17 protein-coding genes and 3 pseudogenes are annotated in these 19,173 nt (G+C 74.6%); 9 read left to right on the forward strand and 11 right to left on the reverse strand.

Features of this window, described 5'->3' with window-relative positions; all coding sequences use genetic code 11:
* Nucleotides 1-3 precede the first annotated feature (3 nt).
* Nucleotides 4-993 (reverse strand): DUF5937 family protein, encoded by a 990-nt coding sequence (locus OOK31_RS24900; protein WP_267089567.1) that lies wholly within the window; start codon nucleotides 991-993, stop codon nucleotides 4-6.
* On the opposite strand from OOK31_RS24900, the gene OOK31_RS24905 reads away from it, so the two are divergent.
* The gene (locus OOK31_RS24905) at nucleotides 974-1,522 is read left to right on the forward strand and encodes an MFS transporter (RefSeq protein WP_267089568.1); all 549 of its coding nucleotides are present in this window, start codon (nucleotides 974-976) and stop codon (nucleotides 1,520-1,522) included. The genes OOK31_RS24900 and OOK31_RS24905 overlap by 20 nt on opposite strands.
* Nucleotides 1,523-1,844: 322 nt before the next feature.
* On the opposite strand, the pseudogene OOK31_RS24910 reads toward OOK31_RS24905, so the two are convergent.
* Both OOK31_RS24910 and OOK31_RS24915 read right to left on the reverse strand, forming a co-directional pair.
* A pseudogene (locus OOK31_RS24910) lies at nucleotides 1,845-2,003 on the reverse strand (Scr1 family TA system antitoxin-like transcriptional regulator); the annotation flags it as partial.
* A gap of 109 nt (nucleotides 2,004-2,112) precedes the next feature.
* Nucleotides 2,113-2,802 (reverse strand): MerR family transcriptional regulator, encoded by a 690-nt coding sequence (locus OOK31_RS24915; RefSeq protein WP_267089569.1) that lies wholly within the window; start codon nucleotides 2,800-2,802, stop codon nucleotides 2,113-2,115.
* A gap of 133 nt (nucleotides 2,803-2,935) precedes the next feature.
* Between OOK31_RS24915 and OOK31_RS24920 the strand changes: the two genes are divergently transcribed.
* Nucleotides 2,936-4,285, forward strand: coding sequence for a YhgE/Pip domain-containing protein (locus OOK31_RS24920; RefSeq protein ID WP_267089570.1), 1,350 nt, complete (start codon nucleotides 2,936-2,938; stop codon nucleotides 4,283-4,285).
* Between the two features lie 103 nt (nucleotides 4,286-4,388).
* Here the strand turns inward: OOK31_RS24920 and OOK31_RS24925 are convergent.
* Nucleotides 4,389-4,735, reverse strand: a pseudogene (locus tag OOK31_RS24925) (NAD(P)/FAD-dependent oxidoreductase); the annotation flags it as partial.
* Between the two features lie 708 nt (nucleotides 4,736-5,443).
* Between OOK31_RS24925 and dhaK the strand changes: the two are divergent.
* The 3 genes from dhaK (at nucleotide 5,444) to OOK31_RS24940 (ending at nucleotide 7,536) form a co-directional block, all read left to right on the forward strand.
* Complete coding sequence (dhaK, locus tag OOK31_RS24930) at nucleotides 5,444-6,448, forward strand: dihydroxyacetone kinase subunit DhaK (RefSeq protein ID WP_267089571.1); 1,005 nt, start codon at nucleotides 5,444-5,446, stop codon at nucleotides 6,446-6,448.
* 66 nt (nucleotides 6,449-6,514) lie between these two features.
* Nucleotides 6,515-7,132, forward strand: coding sequence for a dihydroxyacetone kinase subunit DhaL (dhaL, locus tag OOK31_RS24935; protein ID WP_267089572.1), 618 nt, complete (start codon nucleotides 6,515-6,517; stop codon nucleotides 7,130-7,132).
* Nucleotides 7,129-7,536: a PTS-dependent dihydroxyacetone kinase phosphotransferase subunit DhaM gene (locus OOK31_RS24940; protein WP_267089573.1), complete on the forward strand. Its 408-nt coding sequence runs from the start codon at nucleotides 7,129-7,131 to the stop codon at nucleotides 7,534-7,536. Before dhaL ends, OOK31_RS24940 begins: the two co-directional genes overlap by 4 nt.
* A gap of 49 nt (nucleotides 7,537-7,585) precedes the next feature.
* Here the strand turns inward: OOK31_RS24940 and OOK31_RS24945 are convergent, their stop codons facing one another.
* The gene (locus tag OOK31_RS24945) at nucleotides 7,586-7,987 is read right to left on the reverse strand and encodes an RNA-binding S4 domain-containing protein (RefSeq protein WP_267089574.1); all 402 of its coding nucleotides are present in this window, start codon (nucleotides 7,985-7,987) and stop codon (nucleotides 7,586-7,588) included.
* Nucleotides 7,988-8,121: 134 nt separating this feature from the next.
* On the opposite strand from OOK31_RS24945, the gene OOK31_RS24950 reads away from it, so the two are divergent.
* The 3 genes from OOK31_RS24950 to OOK31_RS24960 all read left to right on the forward strand — a co-directional run bounded on the left by OOK31_RS24950 (nucleotide 8,122) and on the right by OOK31_RS24960 (nucleotide 11,690).
* Nucleotides 8,122-8,517: a molybdopterin-binding protein gene (locus OOK31_RS24950; RefSeq protein WP_267089575.1), complete on the forward strand. Its 396-nt coding sequence runs from the start codon at nucleotides 8,122-8,124 to the stop codon at nucleotides 8,515-8,517.
* Between the two features lie 151 nt (nucleotides 8,518-8,668).
* Nucleotides 8,669-9,487 (forward strand): molybdate ABC transporter substrate-binding protein, encoded by an 819-nt coding sequence (gene modA, locus OOK31_RS24955; protein ID WP_267089576.1) that lies wholly within the window; start codon nucleotides 8,669-8,671, stop codon nucleotides 9,485-9,487.
* A 262-nt stretch (nucleotides 9,488-9,749) separates the two neighbouring features.
* Entirely contained in the window at nucleotides 9,750-11,690 is a 1,941-nt protein-coding gene (locus OOK31_RS24960) for an ABC transporter permease (protein ID WP_267089577.1), read from the forward strand.
* Here OOK31_RS24960 and OOK31_RS24965 read toward each other — a convergent pair.
* The 4 genes and pseudogenes from OOK31_RS24965 to OOK31_RS24980 all read right to left on the reverse strand — a co-directional run bounded on the left by OOK31_RS24965 (nucleotide 11,671) and on the right by OOK31_RS24980 (nucleotide 17,293).
* Nucleotides 11,671-14,313, reverse strand: coding sequence for a phosphodiester glycosidase family protein (locus OOK31_RS24965; protein WP_267089578.1), 2,643 nt, complete (start codon nucleotides 14,311-14,313; stop codon nucleotides 11,671-11,673). The two genes, OOK31_RS24960 and OOK31_RS24965, sit on opposite strands and share 20 nt — an antisense overlap.
* A 63-nt stretch (nucleotides 14,314-14,376) precedes the next feature.
* A complete protein-coding gene (locus OOK31_RS24970) occupies nucleotides 14,377-16,491 on the reverse strand; it encodes a SpoIIE family protein phosphatase (protein WP_267089579.1) in 2,115 nt (704 codons plus the stop codon).
* Between the two features lie 95 nt (nucleotides 16,492-16,586).
* Nucleotides 16,587-17,168: pseudogene (locus OOK31_RS24975) on the reverse strand (response regulator); the annotation flags it as partial.
* Complete coding sequence (locus OOK31_RS24980; protein ID WP_267090033.1) at nucleotides 17,105-17,293, reverse strand: hypothetical protein; 189 nt, start codon at nucleotides 17,291-17,293, stop codon at nucleotides 17,105-17,107. The gene OOK31_RS24980 and the pseudogene OOK31_RS24975, both read right to left, overlap by 64 nt.
* Nucleotides 17,294-17,518: 225 nt before the next feature.
* Between OOK31_RS24980 and OOK31_RS24985 the strand changes: the two genes are divergently transcribed.
* Nucleotides 17,519-17,770 (forward strand): hypothetical protein, encoded by a 252-nt coding sequence (locus OOK31_RS24985; RefSeq protein ID WP_267089580.1) that lies wholly within the window; start codon nucleotides 17,519-17,521, stop codon nucleotides 17,768-17,770.
* Nucleotides 17,771-17,871: 101 nt separating this feature from the next.
* Here the strand turns inward: OOK31_RS24985 and OOK31_RS24990 are convergent, their stop codons facing one another.
* Together OOK31_RS24990 and OOK31_RS24995 are read right to left on the reverse strand one after the other, a co-directional pair.
* Nucleotides 17,872-18,297: a hypothetical protein gene (locus OOK31_RS24990; RefSeq protein ID WP_267089581.1), complete on the reverse strand. Its 426-nt coding sequence runs from the start codon at nucleotides 18,295-18,297 to the stop codon at nucleotides 17,872-17,874.
* A gap of 258 nt (nucleotides 18,298-18,555) precedes the next feature.
* Nucleotides 18,556-19,011, reverse strand: a complete 456-nt coding sequence (locus tag OOK31_RS24995) for a hypothetical protein (protein ID WP_267089582.1) — start codon at nucleotides 19,009-19,011, stop codon at nucleotides 18,556-18,558.
* Between the last annotated feature and the right edge of the window lie 162 nt (nucleotides 19,012-19,173).

A 19,173-nucleotide genomic window follows, 5' to 3' on the forward strand; every position in this document is an offset into this window, starting at 1 on the left:
GTGTCAGCCGCGCCCGGGGGCGGCCAGCAGCACTTCGGCGGCTTCGGTCCGGGCGTAGAGCACGTAGCGGCCGGTGCGGTGGCCGGCGACCAGGCCGGCCGAGCGGAGCACGGCCAGGTGCTGGGAGACACCGCCTGCCGTGATGCCGGTGCGGCGGGCCAGCTCGGCCGTGGAGGCGGGGGCGTCGAGTTCGGCCAGCAGTCGGGCTCTGCCGCGGCCGACGAGGGCGGCGAGGGCGGCCAGCGGCTCGGCAGCTCCGGTCCGCCGCTCCCACAGCGTGGCGACACCGCGGGGTGGATAGCGCAGCGTCGGCTGCCAGCCGGGCGTAGTGATCGAGAACACCCGCGGCCAGGCGAACACGGACGGCACGAGCAGCAGGCCTCGCCCGTCCAGCTGTCGGGCGCCCCGGCCGTGGAGGTGCCGGACGCTCAGGGTGTCGGTGTCCCAGCCGACCGCGGGGTCCAGGTCGGCCAGCAGCCGGTCGGCGCCGCCCTCGGCCAGCATCCGGGCCCGGTGGAGCACCTCGCCCTCCAGCAGCGAGCGCATCCGCGGCCAGTACGGTGCGAGCGCGAGCTCCCAATAGGCCTCGATGACGTCGGCGAGCTCCGCGAGCCCGCGCCGCGGATCCTCGCGCAGTGCGTCCAGGCGTCCGGACCGGGGCGCCGACCTACCGCCCAGTCCTGAGCGGACCCGCTCGGCGGGGGTGGCGCGCAGCACGGCCAGCTCGACCCCGAGATCGGCCGGGGAAGTCGTCGGCGGGGGAGCGACGAACAGCGGGATCGCCCGGGGCGGGGTGGGGGCGAGATCGGCCAGCAGCCCCCAGTCCAGCCCGTCGGCCTCCAGCCGTTGCCCCGCCTGTTCGGTCCAGGGCCGGAAGAGGCCGTACTCCTGGGGATCCTTCAGCATCCGGACGCTGGCCACGACCTCCCACAACGGGGACAGGGCGAACCTGGTCCGTGCCAGGTCCCTGGCCGTGAACTCCAGCTCCAGCACGCCGCGCCTCCGCTTTCCCGTCCACGCCGTATCCATCAGGGATTTAGCACAGTCTAAATCCCTGCCAGGCCAGGTCGGCCTGCTGACGGCACTGAGCACCGTGGCCTTCCTGCTCATCGGGCTGCCCTGCGGAGCCTGGGTCGACCGGATGCGCCGGCGCCCCGTGATGATCGCCGCCGACCTGCTCCGCGCGGCACTCCTGCTCTCCGTGCCGGCCGCGTGGCTGCTGGGCGTGCTGACGATCGGCCAGCTGTACGGCGTCGTCCTGCTCACGGGAGCGGCCACGGTCTTCTACGACGTCTCCGCGCAGAGCCACCTGCCCCAGCTGGTCGGCCGGCACCACCTCGCCCGGGCCAACTCCCTGCTGGCAACCGTCGACGCCGCGGCTCAGATCGGCGGTCGGAGCGTGGCCGGACTCCTGATCACGCTGCTCCCCGCTGCGCCGACTGCGCGAGATCCGGGTTCTGTGAACGCCTCCCCGCCGCGTCGGGCCGTTGTGGCGAACAGGGCTTCCGGTCAACGGAATTGACCGGAAACCGGCCCGGTTCCGCCGCGCGTGACCACGGGTGGTGATTCACTTGCCCGGGACCCGACCCCAGGTCCGAAACGGCCCGACACGGCCCGACGGAGGAACCCGTGAAGATGCTGATCAACTTGCCCTAGTTCGGCGTGGCCGCAGGTCAGGCCCATCCTGGGGGCATCGAGGTCAGCAAACTCCCAGCAGGACGCCCTCGACCGCCTGACGAAGGTCTACCGGGAGAAGCAGGACACACTGCAAGGCCGACCGCATCCAGAAGTACGGCGCGATGCAGTTCCGCGAGTACACCGCGGAGTGGAAGGCCAGCCAGCGCGACCTCGCCGGTGATGTGCGGCTGCTCGCCGAGGCGGTTCAGGTGGTCGAGTCGTTCGCGCATGATCTCGGGGCTGCCGACCACACGGCGCAGTGCCGATTCGTCCAGCACGACCCATAAACGGAAAGGCCGGGCCGGGTGGTGGGCGCGAGACCGGCGACCTCCAGGCCGATGAAGACGGCGTGCGGGACTCCCCACAGGCGACCCACGCCACCTCGTTCACCATCGACTGGACCGACCACCCCACATCCGAGCCGCCGTACCGGCGCTAACGTGGCGCCGCGTACTCATCGCCGCCACCGCCGCCACCGCCGCCCCCCGCGACTCGGCGCCTGACCTGGTCCTCCTGGGCGAGACGCCGCAGCAGCTCGAACACCGGGGCGCAGATCGCGAGGACGACGACCGCCCGCTCGGCCAGCGACACCGGGTCGTCGATACCGGCCGCGCGCTCCAGGTCCAGCAGGGCCACCTGCTCTGCCAGCCGCGCGTAGGTGGCGAGCTCCCCCGGGGCGTACTGCGCGTCCAGCCTCCGCAATTCCTTCAGCGCCGTCGTCAGCGCCTTCACATGCGGTGACGTACCCGGCGCCTGCCAGTCCAGGGCCGCGAGCAGCTCCGCCACCTCGGCCCCGGCGGCCGCCTCGCCCTCGGCCTCCTCGGCAGGGTCTGCGTCGTGCAGGGACGCGACCGGCACCGGAAGGGCGTAGCTGACCGCACCGAGGGCGCCCTCGGCACTGTGGGCCTGGTCGACGGCCCCGAGCACGTCACGGGTAGCGGCGATGGACAGGCCGCCGAGCGTGGTCAGCGCCTTGATGAGCCGCAGCCGCTGCACGTGCTCCTCCCCGTACTCGGCCAGGGTCGCGGCCGTCGCCCGCCCTGCGGGCAGCAGACCCTGCCGCAGGAAGTACTTGATGCTGGCGACCGGCACGCCGGTCCGCCGGCTGAGCTCCGAGATCTTCATGCGGCCTCCCTCCCGGTCGTACGGCTTGGTACTCGGCATCGACGATTGGACACCACAACAAGATACTGCCACTATCCAGTACCTGGATACTTCAAGTATCCAGGTACTGGAATGCAGCCGCCCCGGAGAATCGATGCCTCAGCCCACGCCGCCCCCCTCCGTGCTCCGCCGACCTCAGCTGTGGATCGGAACGGGGCTCATCGCCGCAGTGGTCTCGATGCTGTTCGCCCTGCTCTACGTCGGCGGCAACGTCAACCCCAGGGGCAACCTGCGCGACCTGCCCGTGGCCGTGGTCAACGCCGACCGCGGCGCCGACGCGGGCGGCCGCCATGTCAACATCGGTGAGCAGGTCGTCTCCGGGATCCAGCGGGCGGCGAAGGGCGACAAGAGCATCGACTGGCAGTTCGTGAACCGCGAGGAAGCCGACAAGCGGTTGGGCAAGGGCAAGGTCTTCGGCGCCCTCGTCATCCCCGACGACTTCTCGGCCACGGTGACCGGGCTCGCCGCCCCGCAGCCCGCGCCCCAGGGCAAGGCAACCCTGCCGACCCTGACCGTGCTGACCAACCAGGCCGCTGGCAGCATCGGTTCCTCCATGGCATCGCAGGCCGCGCAGAAGGCCGCCCACGCTGCCTCCACCCAGCTCGGCCAGGAACTACTCAAGCAAGCCGGCGCCCAGAAGACCCCCCTCCCGACGGCCGCCCAGCTCAAGCTGGCCGACCCGTTGACCGTGACGGTCGCCGACGGCCACCCCGTCGGACCCCGCAGCGCCATGGGCCTGAGCGCCTTCTACTACGCGCTGGTCCTGGTCGTCTGCGGCATGCTCGGCGCCAACGTGGTCAACTCCCAGGTCGACACCGCGCTCGGCTACCTGCACACCGACTTCGGTCCCTTCCGCAAGCGCGAACCCGTCCAGCACACCAGTCGCGTCCGCACCCTGGCCATCGGCATGGCGCTCATGCTCGGTCTGTCACTGGTCATGGGCACCCTGGTCGAGGTCGCCACGGTCGGCATCCTCGACATGGACGCCTCCCACCTGGACCAGCTGTGGCTCTACTCGGTCGCCACCATCGCGGTCGTCGGCATCGGCAGCCTGGCCCTGTTCGCCGCCTTCGGCACCCCCGGCATGCTGCTCGCCACCATCGTCTTCGTCGCGATGGCCGTCCCCTCCTCCGGCGCCACCGTGCCCGTCCAGGCGCTGCCCGGGTTCTTCCGCGCCCTCGCCGAGTTCGAACCGCTGCGCCAGATCACCGAGGGGCTCCGCTCCCTGCTCTACTACGGGGCCCAGGCCGACGCGGGCCTGACCCGGGCGTGGGCCTCGATGGGCGTCGCCCTCGTCGCAGCGCTGATCTTCGGCTTCACCATCACCCACCTCTACGACCGCAGGGGGCTGCACCGCATCCCCCGTCCCGAGGCCGAGATCGAGGCCGAGATCCCCGCCCGGACCCCGGAGGCCCCCGAGAGCCCTGCGCCGGCCACAGCCTGAGCCCCCTCGGCACGCCCGGTCGCGACGGCTGTGGTGGCCGCGCACAACAGGCGTCGTCAGCACGGGAGGAAGCCGACACGCCCGCTGCAACGTCACGTGCCCGGTACAGGACCGGTGCCGAGGTATCGGCCAGTACGGCTCGCCGCGCGCTGACGGTTTCCCCGCCCGCGGTCCTGACCCCGACCGCCGTGCCACCCCGTACGATGACCGCCGCGACGCGCTCCCCGCAGCGCAGGACACCCCGCGGTGCCGTAGGCGGCTCACGAGCGCCGCGGTCAGGGCGCCGGCCCCGCCGACGGGGACCGGGAAGCTGTGGCTCTGTCCGAGCATCGACATCAGCCAGCCGAAGCCGCCGCTGCCCACGGCCTCGGGGGCCAGGTCGGCGTGCAGGGCGTTGCCGGCCAGCAGCAGCCTCCCGCCCTCGCCCCCGGAGTTGTCCTCCTCTTGGCCGCGCAGGAGCGGCCGTCCGGCCCTTCTGCGGTGCGCGACGATCAGCCCGGTACCCAGGTAGGCGCCGTCCGCGGCCGGCAGGTCCAGCTCCCGCCGGACATGGGCATCGGCCTTGTTCCCGGGCTCCGGCCGGGCCGAGGCGACGACCAAGCGGCTGTCCGCGTAGCCGGGGCCGGTGCCCCCACCCCAAACAGCCTCATACCCGGCACCACGTCCTTGACGAAGGACATAGAGACACCCCCCCCGCCGGACAGCGCCGAGCTGCCCCTCTACTGCGCGCTCCACAACCTCGACGCCCTCAACCCGTACAACGCCCTGACGGCCGGACAGGCAGGCCCACGCTCTCTCGCAGGTTCAGGAGCGCCTTACCTGCTCGTCCCCACGGCGCACTGCCGTACCTTCATTTCCGCGTTCGACCCGCGAAAGCGCCCCGTTGCCGCCGGCAACGCCGCCTGAGTCCTGTGCCACGCCCGAGCCCCCGCCTGCCTGTCACTGCGGGGCGGGCTCCCTTACCGTCACAGTGAGCGGCGTGATGTCAGCACGTCACCTGGCAGGTCGTCATTGAAGTCAGCAAGGGGTCAGCATCAGTACCGCCAGAACCCGCTTTCGGGCGCCGAGGACCGCCAAGATCGATCATCAGGGCCAGGCCTTCTGGCCTGCGAAAACACTGCTCATAGGGTCACCTGTCAACCTCACCGGGAGATACGCATGAAGATGCTGATCAACACCCCCGAGACCGTCGTCGCCGACGCGCTGCGCGGGATGGCGGCCGCGCACCCCGAGTTGGACGTGGACGTCGAGGCGCGGATCGTCGTACGGCGGGACGCGCGGGCCGGCGGGCGGGTGGGGGTGGTGTCCGGGGGCGGGTCGGGGCACGAGCCGCTGCACGCCGGGTTCGTGGGCCCCGGGATGCTGTCGGCGGCGTGTCCCGGGGAGGTGTTCACCTCGCCGGTGCCCGACCAGATGCTGCGGGCTGCGGGGGCCGTGGAGGCCGGGCAGGGCGTGCTGTTCGTCGTCAAGAACTACACCGGGGACGTACTGAACTTCCAGATGGCCGCCGAACTGGCGGAGGAGGACGGGCTGCGGATCGAGCGGGTGCTCGTCGACGACGACGTGGCCGTCACCGACAGCCTCTACACCGCCGGCCGGCGCGGTACCGGCGCCACGCTGTTCGTGGAGAAGACCGCCGGGGCGGCAGCCGAGGAGGGTGCGCCGCTGGACCGGGTGGCGGCGCTCGCCCGGCGGGTCGTGGAGTCCTCGCGCAGCTTCGGGGTGGCGCTCGGCGCCTGCAGCACGCCCGCGAAGGGCAGCCCGACCTTCGATCTCCCCGATGGGCAGCTGGAGTTGGGGGTGGGCATCCACGGAGAACCCGGTCGGGAGCGGCGCGCCATGATGAGCTCGCGGGAGATCGCGGAGCTGGCGGTGGAGGCCGTACTGGACGACCTGGCGCAGACCGGCCCGGCGGACGGGCCAGTGCTGGTCCTCACCAACGGGATGGGGGCGACCCCGCTGCTGGAGCTGTACGGGTTCCACGCGGAGGTGGCGCGGGTGCTGGCCGCGCGCGGGGTGCCGGTGGCGCGGGCGCTCGTCGGGAACTACGTCACCTCCCTGGACATGGCGGGCTGTTCGGTGACCGTGTGCCGGGCCGACGAGGAGCTGCTGCGCCTGTGGGACGCCCCGGTGCGGACGGCCGCGCTGCGGTGGGGGATGTGAGGCGGGTGCCGGTCGTAGGGTGGCGGCGGGACCGGCCGTACGGGTGCGAGGCGAGGAGACGACACGGTGCGTGACGCGGAATTCTTCCGGCGCTGGATGGAGGCCGTCGCGACGGCGGTGGAGCGGGAGGCGGACCGGCTGACCGAGCTCGACTCCCCCATCGGGGACGCCGACCACGGGAGCAACCTGCTGCGCGGGTTCACGGCCGTACGGGCGGCCCTGGCGTCGGCCGATCCGGCCGCTCCCCCGGGCGCGCTGCTCCAGCTCGCCGGACGGACCCTGATCTCCACGGTCGGCGGCGCGTCCGGGCCGCTGTACGGGACGCTGCTGCGGCGTACGGGCAAGGAGCTGGGGGAGGCCGCCGAGCTCTCCGACGACGAGCTGCGCACGGCCCTGTACGCGGGGGTCGGCGCGGTGGCCCAGCTGGGCGGGGCGGCGCCCGGGGACGCGACGATGCTGGACGCGCTGGTGCCGGGGGTGGCGGCGCTGGGTACGTCGTACCGTGCCGCCGGGGACGCGGCGCGCGACGGGGCCCTGGCGACGGTTCCCCTCAGGGCCCGCAAGGGCCGCGCCAGTTACCTCGGGGAGCGCAGCATCGGGCACCAGGACCCGGGAGCCACCTCGGCGGCGCTGCTGCTGGGCGCGCTGGCCGACGCGGCCGACGGCTCGGAGGGGGCCGCGTGAGCGCCGGGCCGGTGGTGGGGATCGTGCTGGTGTCGCACAGCGCCCGGGTCGCGGAGTCCGTGGCGGAGCTGGCGCGGGGTCTGGCGGCGGGCGGGGCGGTGGCTCCGGTCGCCGCGGCGGGCGGTGACGCCGACGGCGGTCTGGGGACGAGCGCGGAGCGGATCCTCGCAGCCGCGGCGGCCGTGGACCGGGGGGCCGGGGTGGCGCTCCTCGCGGACCTGGGCAGCTCGGTACTGACGGTGAAGGCGCTGCTGGCGGACGGGGACCTCCCGGCCGGGAGCCGCCTGCTGGACGCGCCGTTCCTGGAGGGCGCGGTGGCGGCGCTGGTCGCCGCCTCGGCGGGCGCACCGCTGGACGCGGTCAGCGCAGCCGCCACCGAGGCCTACGAGTACCGCAAGTCCTGACCCCCCGGCGGGAGCCGCAGCCCGGACCCGGGCAGCGGCTCCCGTGGGGTCAGTCGCGGCCGCGGAGGGATTCGATCTCGCGGCGTTCGCGCTTCGTGGGGCGGCCCGCGCCCCGGTCGCGGATGCCGACCACCGCGGCCTCCACGGGCGTGGGCGGCGGCGGGCTCTTGTCGATGAGGCATTCCGCGGCGACGGGCGCGCCGACCCGCTTCGTCACGGGCCGCCGGACCACCACGATCCGCTCCCGCCCAGCATGGAAGAGGCGTACCTCGTCACCCGCCTTCACCGGCTGCGCCGGCTTGGCCCGCTCCCCGTTGACCTTCACGTGGCCCGCCCGGCAGGCGGTCGCGGCCACGGAGCGGGTCTTCGTCAGGCGGACCGACCACAGCCAGGCGTCCACCCGCGCGGTTCCCGTCTCCGTCGACGGCTTTTCCGTATCTGCATCAGCCATGCCCAGACTTTAGCGATCCGGACGCCCTGAAGCGGAACGGATTTTGGCAGATAACACAACACCCATGGCATCTGCGATGGAGATCGCCCCAAACGAATTGCAAATGCCGGATGCCTCCCCCTACCTTGTCGCACATGCAGTCCTACACCATCGGACAGGCGGCGCGTCTGCTGGGCGTCAGCCCGGACACGGCACGCCGCTGGGCCGACGCCGGCCGGGTCGTGACCCATCGCGACGAAGGCGGCCGTCGCCTGATCAACGGCCGCGATCTGGCCGCCTTCTCCGTCGAGGTGGGACAGGGCGCCCACGCCGAGGACGGAGAGCCGTACACCTCGGCGCGCAACGCCTTCCCCGGCATCGTCACGGCCGTCAAGCTCGGCGACGTGGCCGCCCAGGTCGAGATCCAGGCCGGTCCCCACCGGCTGGTCTCGCTGCTCACCCGTGAGGCCGTCGAGGAGCTCGGCCTGGAGGTCGGCATGCAGGCCACCGCCCGCGTGAAGTCCACCAGCGTGCACATCGACCGCACCTGACCGGATCAGTGACCTGACCGGTCGGACGCCGCCCGCCCGCCCCCGCAGTCCCCCGCTCGTCCCCACCCGCTCCGCCCGTCACCGGCGCGGGTCACCACCGCGCGGTCCCGGCACCCTGCCGGCCGCCGACCCGACCGAGGAGCACCCACCCATGTACGCGTTCCGGAACCGCCGCCGCGCCGCGGCCGCCGCCCTCACCGCCGCCCTGCTCGTACCGCTGTCGGCCTGTGGCAGCGGCGACGAGAAGAAGACCGACGCCGGCACCTCTGCCTCGGCCCCCGCTTCCGCCTCCGCGCCGGCCGCCGCCTCGGAGCTCGTCGTCCTGGCGGCGTCCTCCCTCACCGACGTGTTCAAGACCGCGGGCGCCGAGTACGAGAAGTCCCACCCGGGCACCAAGGTCAAGTTCTCCTTCGCCGGTTCGCAGGAGCTCGCCGCCCAGGTCAAGCAGGGCGCCCCGGCCGACGCGCTGGTCACCGCCGACACCAAGACCATGGACGGCCTGAAGGCCGAGACGAACGACGCGTCGGTCATCGCGAAGAACCGTCTCGTCATCGCCGCCGGCAAGGGCAACCCCTTCAAGATCGACGAGCTCAAGGACCTCGCCGACACGAAGCTCAAGGTCGTCCTCGCGGCGCCCGAGGTGCCGGTCGGCCGCTACAGCAAGCAGATCCTCGACGCGCAGAAGATCGAGGTGAAGCCGGTCTCCCAGGAGCCGAACGTCCGCGCCGTCCTCTCCAAGGTCGAGCTGGGCGAGGCCGACGCCGGTCTCGTCTACAAGACCGACTCCGCCAAGTCCGGCGACAAGGTCGTCACGGTCGACATCCCGGACGACCAGAACGCCGTCGCCTCCTACCCGGCCGCCACGCTCAAGGCGTCCAAGAACGCCGATGCCGCCGCCAAGTTCGTGGCGTGGCTGAGCACGCCCGAGGCCCAGAAGATCCTCCAGGACGCCGGTTTCCAGAAGGCGTGACGCGGGCCGCACGGCCAGGACGTGGAGGGGGACTGCCCGGTCCGGGGGGACGGGCAGTCCCCCTCCGCACGTCCAGGGCAGTCCCCCTCCGCACGTCCGGGGCAGTCCCCCTCCGCACCTCCGGGGCCGGCCGCCCGGAGCCCGGACGCGCCGTCAGCCCCGTACGCTCCAGGCCGGGGAGGCCCCGCCCACCGGACGCGGCGCCCCAACACCCCCAGCAGTACCTGTAGTCCCAGCAGCCCCCAGCCAGGAACCGGACCCCATGAGCAGACTCCGCACCCGCACCCGGACCCCCGTGACCCTGGCGCTCCCCGCGCTGCTCGCCGTCGCGTTCCTGTTGCTGCCCCTCGTCGGCATCCTCACCCGCACGCGGTGGAGCGAGCTCGGAGCCCACCTGACGAGCCCCGGTGTGGTCGAGGCCCTGAAGCTCTCGCTGGTGGTCTCCCTCTGGGCGCTGGGCCTCTCGCTCCTCCTGGGCGTACCGCTGGCCTGGCTGCTCGCCCGGGTCGAGTTCAAGGGCAAGGCCTTCGTCCGCTCCCTGGTGCTGCTGCCGATGGTGCTGCCGCCGACCGTGGGCGGTGTCGCCCTGCTGCTCGGGTTCGGGCGGCGCGGGCTGCTCGGGCCCTGGCTGGAGGACACCTTCGGCGTCACCCTGCCCTTCCACACCTCCGGGGCCGTGGTCGCGGCCACCTTCGTGGCGATGCCCTTCCTCGTCATCAGCCTGGAGGGCGCGCTCGGCGGACTCAAGCAGAGCTACGAGGAGACCGCCGCCTCCCTCGGGGCCTCGCCGGTCCGCGTGTTCTTCACCGTGACCATGCCCATGGTGGCCCCCGGCCTGATCGCCGGCGCGGCCCTCACCTGGGCCCGCGCGCTGGGCGAGTTCGGCGCGACCATCACCTTCGCCGGGAACCTGCCGGGCACCACCCAGACCCTGCCCCTCCACGTGTACCTGCTGCTCCAGGACAAGCCGGAGGCGGCCACCTCGGTGTCCCTGCTGCTGCTCGCCATCGCCATGGCCGTCCTCATCGCCCTGCGCGGCCGCTGGACCGGAACCCCCGTGGCCCCGAAGGGCGCCGAGGCCCCGCCCGTGCCCGAGGAGAACCCGACGGCGCTCCCGGCGACGGCAGCGACCCCGGCAGCGCGGGCGGCCCGCCCCGAGGACGGGGCCCGCTGGCCCCTGCACGCCGAGGTGACCGGCTTCAACGAGCTGACCCTCGCCGCCGAACCCGGCACCACCATCGCCGTGGTCGGCGAGAACGGCGCGGGCAAGACCACCCTGCTGCGCGCCCTGCTCGGCCTGACCCCCCGCGCCCACGCCCGGCTGACCCTCGGGGACACCGAGGTCACCGCGCTGCCCCCGCACAGACGGCAGGTCGCCTGGGTCCCGCAGGACGGGGCGCTGTTCCCGCACCTGAGCGCCCTCGCGAACACCGCGTACGGGCTGCGGGCCCGCCGGGTGCCGCGCGCCGAGGCCCGCCGCGAGGCGCAGACCTGGCTGGACCGGCTCGGCGTGGGGCACCTCGCCCAGCGGCGGCCCGCCCAGCTGTCGGGCGGCCAGGCACAGCGCGTGGCCCTGGCCCGGGCGCTGGCCGCCCGCCCCCGGCTGCTGCTGCTCGACGAACCCCTCGCCGCCCTCGACCAGACGACGCGGGCGCACGTACGGCACACCCTGCGCACGCACCTGGCGGGCTTCGGCGGGGTGTGCCTGATCGTCACGCACGATCCCGTCGAGGCGGTGTCGCTGGCCGACCGGGTCCTCGTACTCGCCGACGGGCGCACCCTCCAGGACGCCCCGCCCGCCGAGGTCACCCGGCATCCCCGCTCGCCGTGGGTGGCCCGGATGCTCGGCCGCAACGCCTGGCCGGGCACGGCTTCCGCCGACGGCCTCGCGCTCGCCGGGGGCGGCCGGCTGGTGGTGGCCGAGGCCCTGCCGGAGGGGGCCCCGGCGCTGGCGATCATCGCGCCGGAGGCGGTGTCGGTGCACCGGGACCGCCCGGGCGGCAGCCCCCGCAACGTCTGGTCGGGGACCGTCCAGGAGATCACCTCCGTCGGCAGCAGGCTCCGCGTCCTGATCAGCTCGGGCGAGGCCCCCGACCTGGTCGCGGAGATCACCCCGGAAGCGGCGGCGGAACTCGGCGTGGCCGACGGCGCACCGGTGTGGACGAGCGTGAAGGCCACCGAGGTCACCCTGGTCCAGCTGTAGCGGACCAGGGCCTGAGCCAGGCGCGGCCGTGGGGGGCGAAGGCGTCGACTCCGAAGACGGTGCGGGCGCCCTCGGGGACGGCCACGGACTGGACGCCCTCGGAACGGGTCGCCGCGAAGCGGGGTGCGCCGAGGGTGAGGAGCGCCGCGCCCTTGCCGGTGGCGCGGCGGAACTCCGCGAGGCGCAGCGCCAGCAGGGCCGCCTCCTTGTGGTCCACGGTGCCGGGCGCGTACCGCTGTACGACGGCCAGCGCGCCGGTGCCCGGCTCCCGGGCGGCGGCCTCCAGAGCTTGGCGCAGCGCCCGCATCCGGTCGCGTCCGGCTCCGCCGTCGAGGGTCGGGCGGGCGGTGTCGAGCGGCAGGAACCGGACGCCGCGGCGCGTGAACGGCTCCCGTTCGGCGCCGGTCAGGAGCAGCTCGGCCCCGTCGGCCGGGCCCGCTCCCACCGCGAGCCGCCAGAGCCCGCGTACGGTCAGCGCGGCCCCGTCGGCGTCGGCCGGCTCCACGGTGGGCCGGGTCCCGGAACCGTCGCCGCGCACCCACAGCGACCGCGACCGGGCGAGCTGCGGTACGGGGAGCGGCCGGGGCGGGGTCGCGGAGGCCGCCTGCGGGCCGGCTTCGAGGGCGGTTCCGGTTCCGGTGCGGCCTTCGGCGGGGGCCGCGCCGCCTCCCGTCCCGTCGGCGGCGTCGTCGAAGCCGGTCAGCGGCCGGTCCACCGTTCCGACGCCGAGGGCCAGTTCGGCGGTGGGGGCGGGCGCCGCGGGGGCCGGAGCCCGGACGGGGGGCGGAGCGGTCGCGGGAGCCGGGACGGCGGCGGGGGCGGGTGCGCCGGGAACCGGGGCCGTGGCAGCCGCGGCGCCGGTCCGGAGGGTGGCGGTGAGCCGCCCGGTGGCCCGGGGGACGAGGGCGGTGACGGTGAAGCCGCCGCGGCCGTCCTCGGTCACCCGCCAGTGGTCGTGGTCGTAGCTCAGGGTCACGTCCCGGGGTTCGACGGGGGCGGCCGCACCCCGGGCGTCGTGGCCGGTCAGGGTGAAGCGGGCGCTCTCCCCGTCCGCGGCGAGGCCGATCCCGTCCGGTACGGGCCGCAGGCGGGCCGGCGGGCCGAGCACCTCCAGGCGGAGCGTGCCCCGCGCGGCGCCGCGGCGGGCCTCGACGGAGGCCGTGCCGGGGCCGGGGCCGGTGGCCCGGAAGACCCCGTCGGATCCGATCCGGCCCCCGGCCGCCGACCACCGCGGGATGCCCGGGGCCGGGCCGAGGGCCTCGTCCTGGCCGGTGGCGGTGAGGGTGCGGGTCAGGCCGGGGAAGACCCGGCCGGCGTCGCCGAGGGGTTCGACGCGGAATCCGGTGAGCCGTCCGGAACCGGCGGGGCCGGTCAGGACGAGGCCGTTGGGCACGGGGCGGAGCTGTCCGTCGGAGGGGGCGTTCTCCACGGTCAGGCCCTTCGCCCCGGCGCGGGCGACGAGCAGGGTGGAGGAGCCGCCGCCGTCGAGGTTGAGGGCCTCGTAGGAGCCGAGCCGGTGCATGAGGGCGCCGAGCCGGGTCAGGGTGAGGCCGCCGCTGTCGCGCTGGCGGCCGTCCACGGTGAGCAGGCGCAGCCGGCGCCCGTCGCGGGAGAGGCCGACGGCGGTGCGCGGGGCGGAGACGTTGTTCGGCTTGCCGTCGTGGTTCACCGGGGTCCCGGCCGTGACCAGGGGTTCCCGTCCACCGACCGCCGTGACCGGGGCCGGGCCGGACGCGGGGAGCGGCCGGGCGGTGACGGTCACCCGGTCCCCGGGGCGCAGCGCGGCGAGCGCGGCCGTCTGCGCGGACCCCCGGGGCACCAGCAGGACGCGGCCGGGGGCCGGGCGGCGCTGCGGGGCGGCGGTGTCGGTGACGATGCCGTCGCGCAGTTCCACCGCCGGGCCGGGCCCGAGGGCGGGGAGCTCGGCGCCGGACCAGTCGGCGGTGTAGGCGGCGAGGCCGCTGTCCGGGGGCCGGGCGGCGTTGTACCCGGTGAGGGCGTGGACGGCGCCGCCGGGCAGGGTGACGCTCCCGGCGAGCCCGAGGCGTACGAGGCGCCCGGCGCCGTCCGGCCCGAAGCCGACGGCGGTGCCGCCGGGCCCGCGCGAGGCGGAGTGCAGCAGGCGCCCGGCGCCGATGCCGGGGCCGAGGGGGGCTCCGGTGGCCCGGATGTCGAAGAAGTCCCCGTTGACGGCGGCGAGGACCCGCCGCCCGGGCCCGGCGGGATGCGCGGCGGCGGCCGCGGCGACGGTGGCCGCGGCGGGGCCGGCGAGGTACTCGGCGCGCACCCCGCCGCCCGCGCCCAGGTCGGCCACCAACTCGTCGACGCGCAGCCAGCGGTCCTCCTCCAGCCGCTCGTACGACTCCAGCCGCACACCGGGTGCGATCTGCCGCGTGGTACGAGCCGTCTCGATCCCGTCCTCGTCACCGGAGGCGGACACGGACGCGGCGGCGGCAGCTGTGGACGCGGGGACGGCGGCCTGCCCGGCAGTGGCGGCGGCAGGACCGGCTGCGGGAGCCGGCGCGGACGCGGACGCGGTCCCGGCAGCGGGGCCGGAGGAGGACGCGGGGGCGGCGAGGAGTGCGGTGAGCAGGGCGGGCAGCAGCGGGCGGAGGGTCTGCACCCCCGCAGGATCGGCCAGACCATATGACGTACGGATCAACGACCCGCTACGGCCCGCCCACGTTCAGCCGTTCGCCGCCCCGCCGTCCGACCCGGTCCCGGGCGCGGCGGCCCCGGTCCCCGTACCGCCCGGCGCGGCGAACTCGCACCAGACGTTCTTGCCGCTGCCCCTGGGTTCCACCCCCCAGGCGTCCGCGAGGCGGTCCACCAGGAACAGCCCGCGCCCCGAGACCGCCCAGTCCCCCGCCTCGCGGGGGCGCGGGAGGGCGCTGCTGGAGTCCTCGACCTCGATCCGGATCCGGCCCTCGGCGGTCAGCCGCATGCTGACGTGGCCGCCGCCGTCGGTGTGCACGAGGGCGTTGGTCATCAGCTCGTCGGCGGCGAGTTCGATCTCGTCCGCCCGGTCCTCGGCGCCCCACGCCGCCACCGCCGCCCGGATCAGGTGGCGGGCCAGCGCCGGGCCGTCGGGGTCGCCCGGGGTCAGGCGCTGGCGCAGCGGTCCGCCGCCGCGCGGGGCGGGGGTGCCGCGGCGGCGCAGCAGGAGCAGGGCCATGTCGTCCCCGCCGCCCGCGTCGCCGACGAGGTCGCACAGCACGTCGGCGAGTTCCTCGACGTCGGCCGGGCCGGCGCGGGTCGCGTCCAGGAGTTCGCGCATGCCGGTCTCGGGGTCGCCGCCAGGGCGCTCGATCAGGCCGTCGGTGCAGAGCAGCAGGGTGTCCCCGGGGTGCAGTTCGAGGGTGGCGACGGGGTATCCGGACCCGGTGCCCGACCGCTCGCGCGGCGGCAGCCCCAGCGGCAGTCCGCCCGCGACCCGGATGCGGTGGCAGCTGCCGTCGCCGCGCCGTACGACGGGGTCGAGGTGGCCGGCCCGGACGAGGAGCAGCGTCCCGGTGGTCAGGTCCAGTTCGGCGTAGACGCAGGTGGCGAAGCGTTCCGTGGCGAGTTCGCGCAGGAAGGCGGAGGCCCGCTCCATCGCCGTGCCGGGGGTGTGGCCTTCGAGGACGTACGCGCGGAGCACGATCCGCAGCTGGCCCATGACGGCGGCCGCGTCCGTGTCGTGCCCCTCGACGTCGCCGATCATGACGCCGACCCGGCCCTCGCCGAGCGGGATCACGTCGTACCAGTCGCCGCCGATGTCCCGTCCCATGCGGGCGGCCCGGTACCGTACGGCGATCCGCGCGCCGGGCACGTCCGGGATGCGGCGGGGCAGCATGGCCCGCTGGAGGCCTTCGGCGAGATCGTGCTCCTGTTCGAAGAGGATCGCCCGCTGGAGGCTCTGCGCGATGCCGCTGCCGAGCGCGACGAGGACGTTGCGTTCCTCGGCGGTGAAGTCCCCATCGCGGGTGTAGAGCAGCCCGAGCGCGCCGACGGCGCGGCCCTGGGCGATGAGCGGCAGGTAGACGCCGCTGCGCACGGACAGGGGTTCGATGTAGGGCCACAGCTGCGGGTAGCTCCGCTGGAAGCCCTCGCGCGAGGCGATGAAGACCGGCTGGAGCGTGCGTACGGCCTCGCTCATGGGCAGCTGGGCGTCGATGCGGGTGTACTCGATCTCGGGTACGTACGAACCGAGCTGCCCTTCGGCGACCAGGTGGATGCGGGCGCCGTCGACGATGCCGAGCATGACGCTGACGGCGCCGAGGTGGCCGAGCGCCTCCGGGTCCTTGAGGACGTCGGTCACGTCGTTGACGGTGCGGGCGTGGGCGAGGATCGCGGTGGTGCGTTCCACGACGCCCGTCATCCGGCGCCGCCCCTCGTCCCGCTCCCCGGCCGCGCCGGGCTCGCCCGGGTCGTGGTCGGCGTCGCGGAGGATCCCGATGATCCGGTACGGGCGGTCGTGCGGGTCCCGCAGGATGTGGCCCTGGACGTGGGTCCAGGCGGTGCCGCCATCGCGGCGGCGGGTGCGGAAGTAGGCCCCGTAGTGGCTGCGCCCGTCCTTGAGCGCCTGCTCGACGCGGCGGTCCAGCCGGGCCTCCTCGCCCGGCAGGATGCGGGCGCGCAGCCCGGCGGGGGTTCCGGCGAACTCCTCCGGGAGCAGGCCGAGGACCTCGAGGGCGGTGGGGTCCAGATGCATGCGTCCGCTGTCGAGGTCCCAGTCGAAGGTGCCCATGCGGTTGAGCGCGAGGCTCAGGTCGGGCCGCGCGGGCCAGTCGACCTCGGGGGGCCGTCCCCGCTGGTCCATGCAGCCAGGGTCTCACTCTTCCCCGACCGGCGGCATTCGGTGGGGAGACGGCCCTACCGGGATCCCGTGGTCCTGGCCCCGGTCCCCGGGTCCGGTCAGGGCATGGGTGGGGGTGGGCTCTGGGGGGTCGCGTCGTGGGCCAGCAGGGCGATCTGGACCCGGTTGTTGAGGTTCAGGCGGGTCAGGATCCGGGACACGTGGGTCTTCACCGTGGGCAGGGCCAGGCGGAGGGCGCGGGCGATCTCCGCGTTGGACAGGCCCTGCCCCACCGCCAGGGCCACCTCGCGTTCGCGTGCGCCGAGGAGTTGGAGGCGGGCCCGCGCGGCGCGGGCCCGGCCGTCGTGGCCCGCGTCGCCCGCCACCTGGTCGACGAGGCGGCGGGTGACGGCCGGGGAGAGCACGGGGTCGCCGGCGGCGACCGTGCGCAGGGCCGTGACGATCTCCTGCGGCGGGGTGTCCTTGAGGAGGAAGCCGGCCGCCCCGGCGCGCAGGGCCCGCAGGACGTGCGCGTCGGTGTGGAAGGTGGTCAGCACCGGTACCTCCGGCGCTCCCGCCCGGGCGCGCAGTGCCTCGGTGGCGGTCAGCCCGTCGACGCCCGGCATCCGGATGTCCATCAGCACCAGGTCGGGGCGGTGCCGGGCCGCGAGTGCGGGTACCTCCGCCCCGTCGGCGGCTTCTCGACGGTGAGGCCTTCGCCGGGCCGGCCGAGGACCCGTACGCGGTTGGGTGTGCGCGGCGCGTGCTTGCGTACGTTGGTCAGTGCCTCCTGCCCGCGCCACCCCGGGCCGAGGTCCTCGGGCACCGGGATCGACTGCGAGCTGACGGCGGCGAAGCAGGCCGCGAAGAGCAGGAGCCCGAGGTCGGCGGCCCAGTCGCGGGGGGGGTGCGGTGGATGCGGTCAATGTCCCGGAATCCACGCGCGCCCCGCGCGGCGGCGGGTGTCCGCGGGCGGAGCCGATACTTAAGTACGAGGGGCTGCGACCGAAGGCCGATCCGGGTCCGCGCCGCGCCCGCCTACGGTCGGGGCATGACCTCCACCCCTGCACGATCACCGCTGGCGGCCCTGTCGGGCCTGCTCTGTTTCGTCCTCGTCGTCGGCGGCGTGAGCGGCCTGCTGCACGAGTGGCTCGGCTGGATCCGTTTCATGGGCTTCGTCCGCTTCCTCGTGCCCGAGGGCTACGAGGTGTACGGGTACGTCGTGATGACCGCCCTCGGCGGCGCGGTGGGCGTGGCGGGCGTGGCGGGCGATGCCCTCGCCCGCCGGGGCCGCCCGTCCTGAGCCGCCCGCCGCGCGGGCAGGCCCGGCGGCCCGGCGAAGACCGGCACCGGCGGCCTGCCCCGCGCGTTCCGGCCGGGGTCACCCGCCGGTGAGCGGCGGCGTCAGCACTTGAGGGTGGTCGACGCGGCATCCACCGTCTGTTCCAGCTTCTGGGCCTGCGGCGTGATCGCCGTGACGGCGTCCTTGCCGGTGGTGTCCCCGGGGAGGTCCTCGTAGGCCTTCTTCAGGTCGTCGGCCGCGCCCTTGACCGCGTCACGCTTGGCCTCCTGCAGGGCGGCCCGGTTGGCTTTGACATTCTCCCAGTCCTTCTGGACGGCGTCGTAGGCCTCCTTGATCTGGTCCTTCGTCGCATTGGCCGGGTCGAGGGCGCGGAGCTTCGCCGTGTCCGCCTTGAGCAAGGCGAGGTCGTTGCACAGGGCACCGGCGGCCTTGGTGGCCTCTTCCGCGGGGCTGCTGTCGTCGGAGCAGGCGCTCAGACCGAGTGCCGCGGTGGCGCAGATCAGGGTGGTCGCCACGAAACGCTTCATGGAGGGGGGCCTTCCTCAACAGGATCCGCGCCGGCGGAGGGCCGTTCGGGCAGGATCCTTTCGGTCAAGTCCGGACAAACCTCGCACAGACCGTCGAGGTCCGCATCCGGTCGCCGGGGGTGCGCACGCCGCTCGCGCGCGCAGTCCCGTACCTGCCGCGACCTGCGGATTCACCCGTTCGGCCCACAAGTGCACGCCCCGCCCCGGTCGTCACCAGTGGCGACCGGGGCGGGGCTCCCGTCCGTGGTGCGGGGGTTGTCAGTGGGTGGCGCGGGTGCGGTCGGTGCACAGGGCCCAGATGACGAAGACGTCGATGGCGATGGACACCAGCGCCCAGATCGGCTGGTAGGGCAGCCAGAGGAAGTTGGCGACCACGCTGATGACCGCGAGGGCGACGCCCATGGCACGGGCCCAGGGGAGGCCCTTGAGGATGCCCACGCCGGTGACGACGAGGACGATGCCGAGGACGAGGAGGATCCATCCCCAGGCGCTGAGGTTGAACTTGAAGACGTAGTCGCCGACTTCGGCGTAGACGTCGTTCTCGGCGATCGCGGCGATCCCCTTGAGGATGCAGAGGATGCCGTCCAGCAGCAGGAGCACTCCGGCGAAGGCGACCCCGCCGGCCGCCCAGGGCGTGGGCGTGCCGTGGTGCGCCGTGCGGTCCGTGTTCTGCTGCGGGGTGCTCGGGGTCGCCCCCGGGGTGGTCGAGGTCATGCTCGCTCCTTGGTGACGGGCCGGCGGCTGCCGGGCCCTCGCAGAAGGGGGTTCACTGCTCTTCGGGCGCGTCCTGCTCCACCGGGACCGACGGCTCGGGGAGCTGGGGCTCGGGGGCCTGCGACGTCCGGACGGTCGGCGGCGCGGGCGGCACCGAGGGGG

The sequence above is a fragment of the Streptomyces sp. NBC_00249 genome, from assembly GCF_026342355.1.
Classification (GTDB): domain Bacteria; phylum Actinomycetota; class Actinomycetes; order Streptomycetales; family Streptomycetaceae; genus Streptomyces.

Coding starts and splice junctions, on each gene's coding strand:
- OOK31_RS24990 (WP_267089581.1), bottom strand. CDS start 18,297: ATGAAGCGTTTCGTGGCGACCACCCTGATCTGCGCCACCGCGGCACTC.
- OOK31_RS24920 (WP_267089570.1), top strand. CDS start 2,936: ATGCCTCAGCCCACGCCGCCCCCCTCCGTGCTCCGCCGACCTCAGCTG.
- OOK31_RS24995 (WP_267089582.1), bottom strand. CDS start 19,011: ATGACCTCGACCACCCCGGGGGCGACCCCGAGCACCCCGCAGCAGAAC.
- dhaK (WP_267089571.1), top strand. CDS start 5,444: ATGAAGATGCTGATCAACACCCCCGAGACCGTCGTCGCCGACGCGCTG.
- OOK31_RS24970 (WP_267089579.1), bottom strand. CDS start 16,491: ATGGACCAGCGGGGACGGCCCCCCGAGGTCGACTGGCCCGCGCGGCCC.
- OOK31_RS24985 (WP_267089580.1), top strand. CDS start 17,519: ATGACCTCCACCCCTGCACGATCACCGCTGGCGGCCCTGTCGGGCCTG.
- modA (WP_267089576.1), top strand. CDS start 8,669: ATGTACGCGTTCCGGAACCGCCGCCGCGCCGCGGCCGCCGCCCTCACC.
- OOK31_RS24960 (WP_267089577.1), top strand. CDS start 9,750: ATGAGCAGACTCCGCACCCGCACCCGGACCCCCGTGACCCTGGCGCTC.
- OOK31_RS24950 (WP_267089575.1), top strand. CDS start 8,122: ATGCAGTCCTACACCATCGGACAGGCGGCGCGTCTGCTGGGCGTCAGC.
- OOK31_RS24915 (WP_267089569.1), bottom strand. CDS start 2,802: ATGAAGATCTCGGAGCTCAGCCGGCGGACCGGCGTGCCGGTCGCCAGC.
- OOK31_RS24945 (WP_267089574.1), bottom strand. CDS start 7,987: ATGGCTGATGCAGATACGGAAAAGCCGTCGACGGAGACGGGAACCGCG.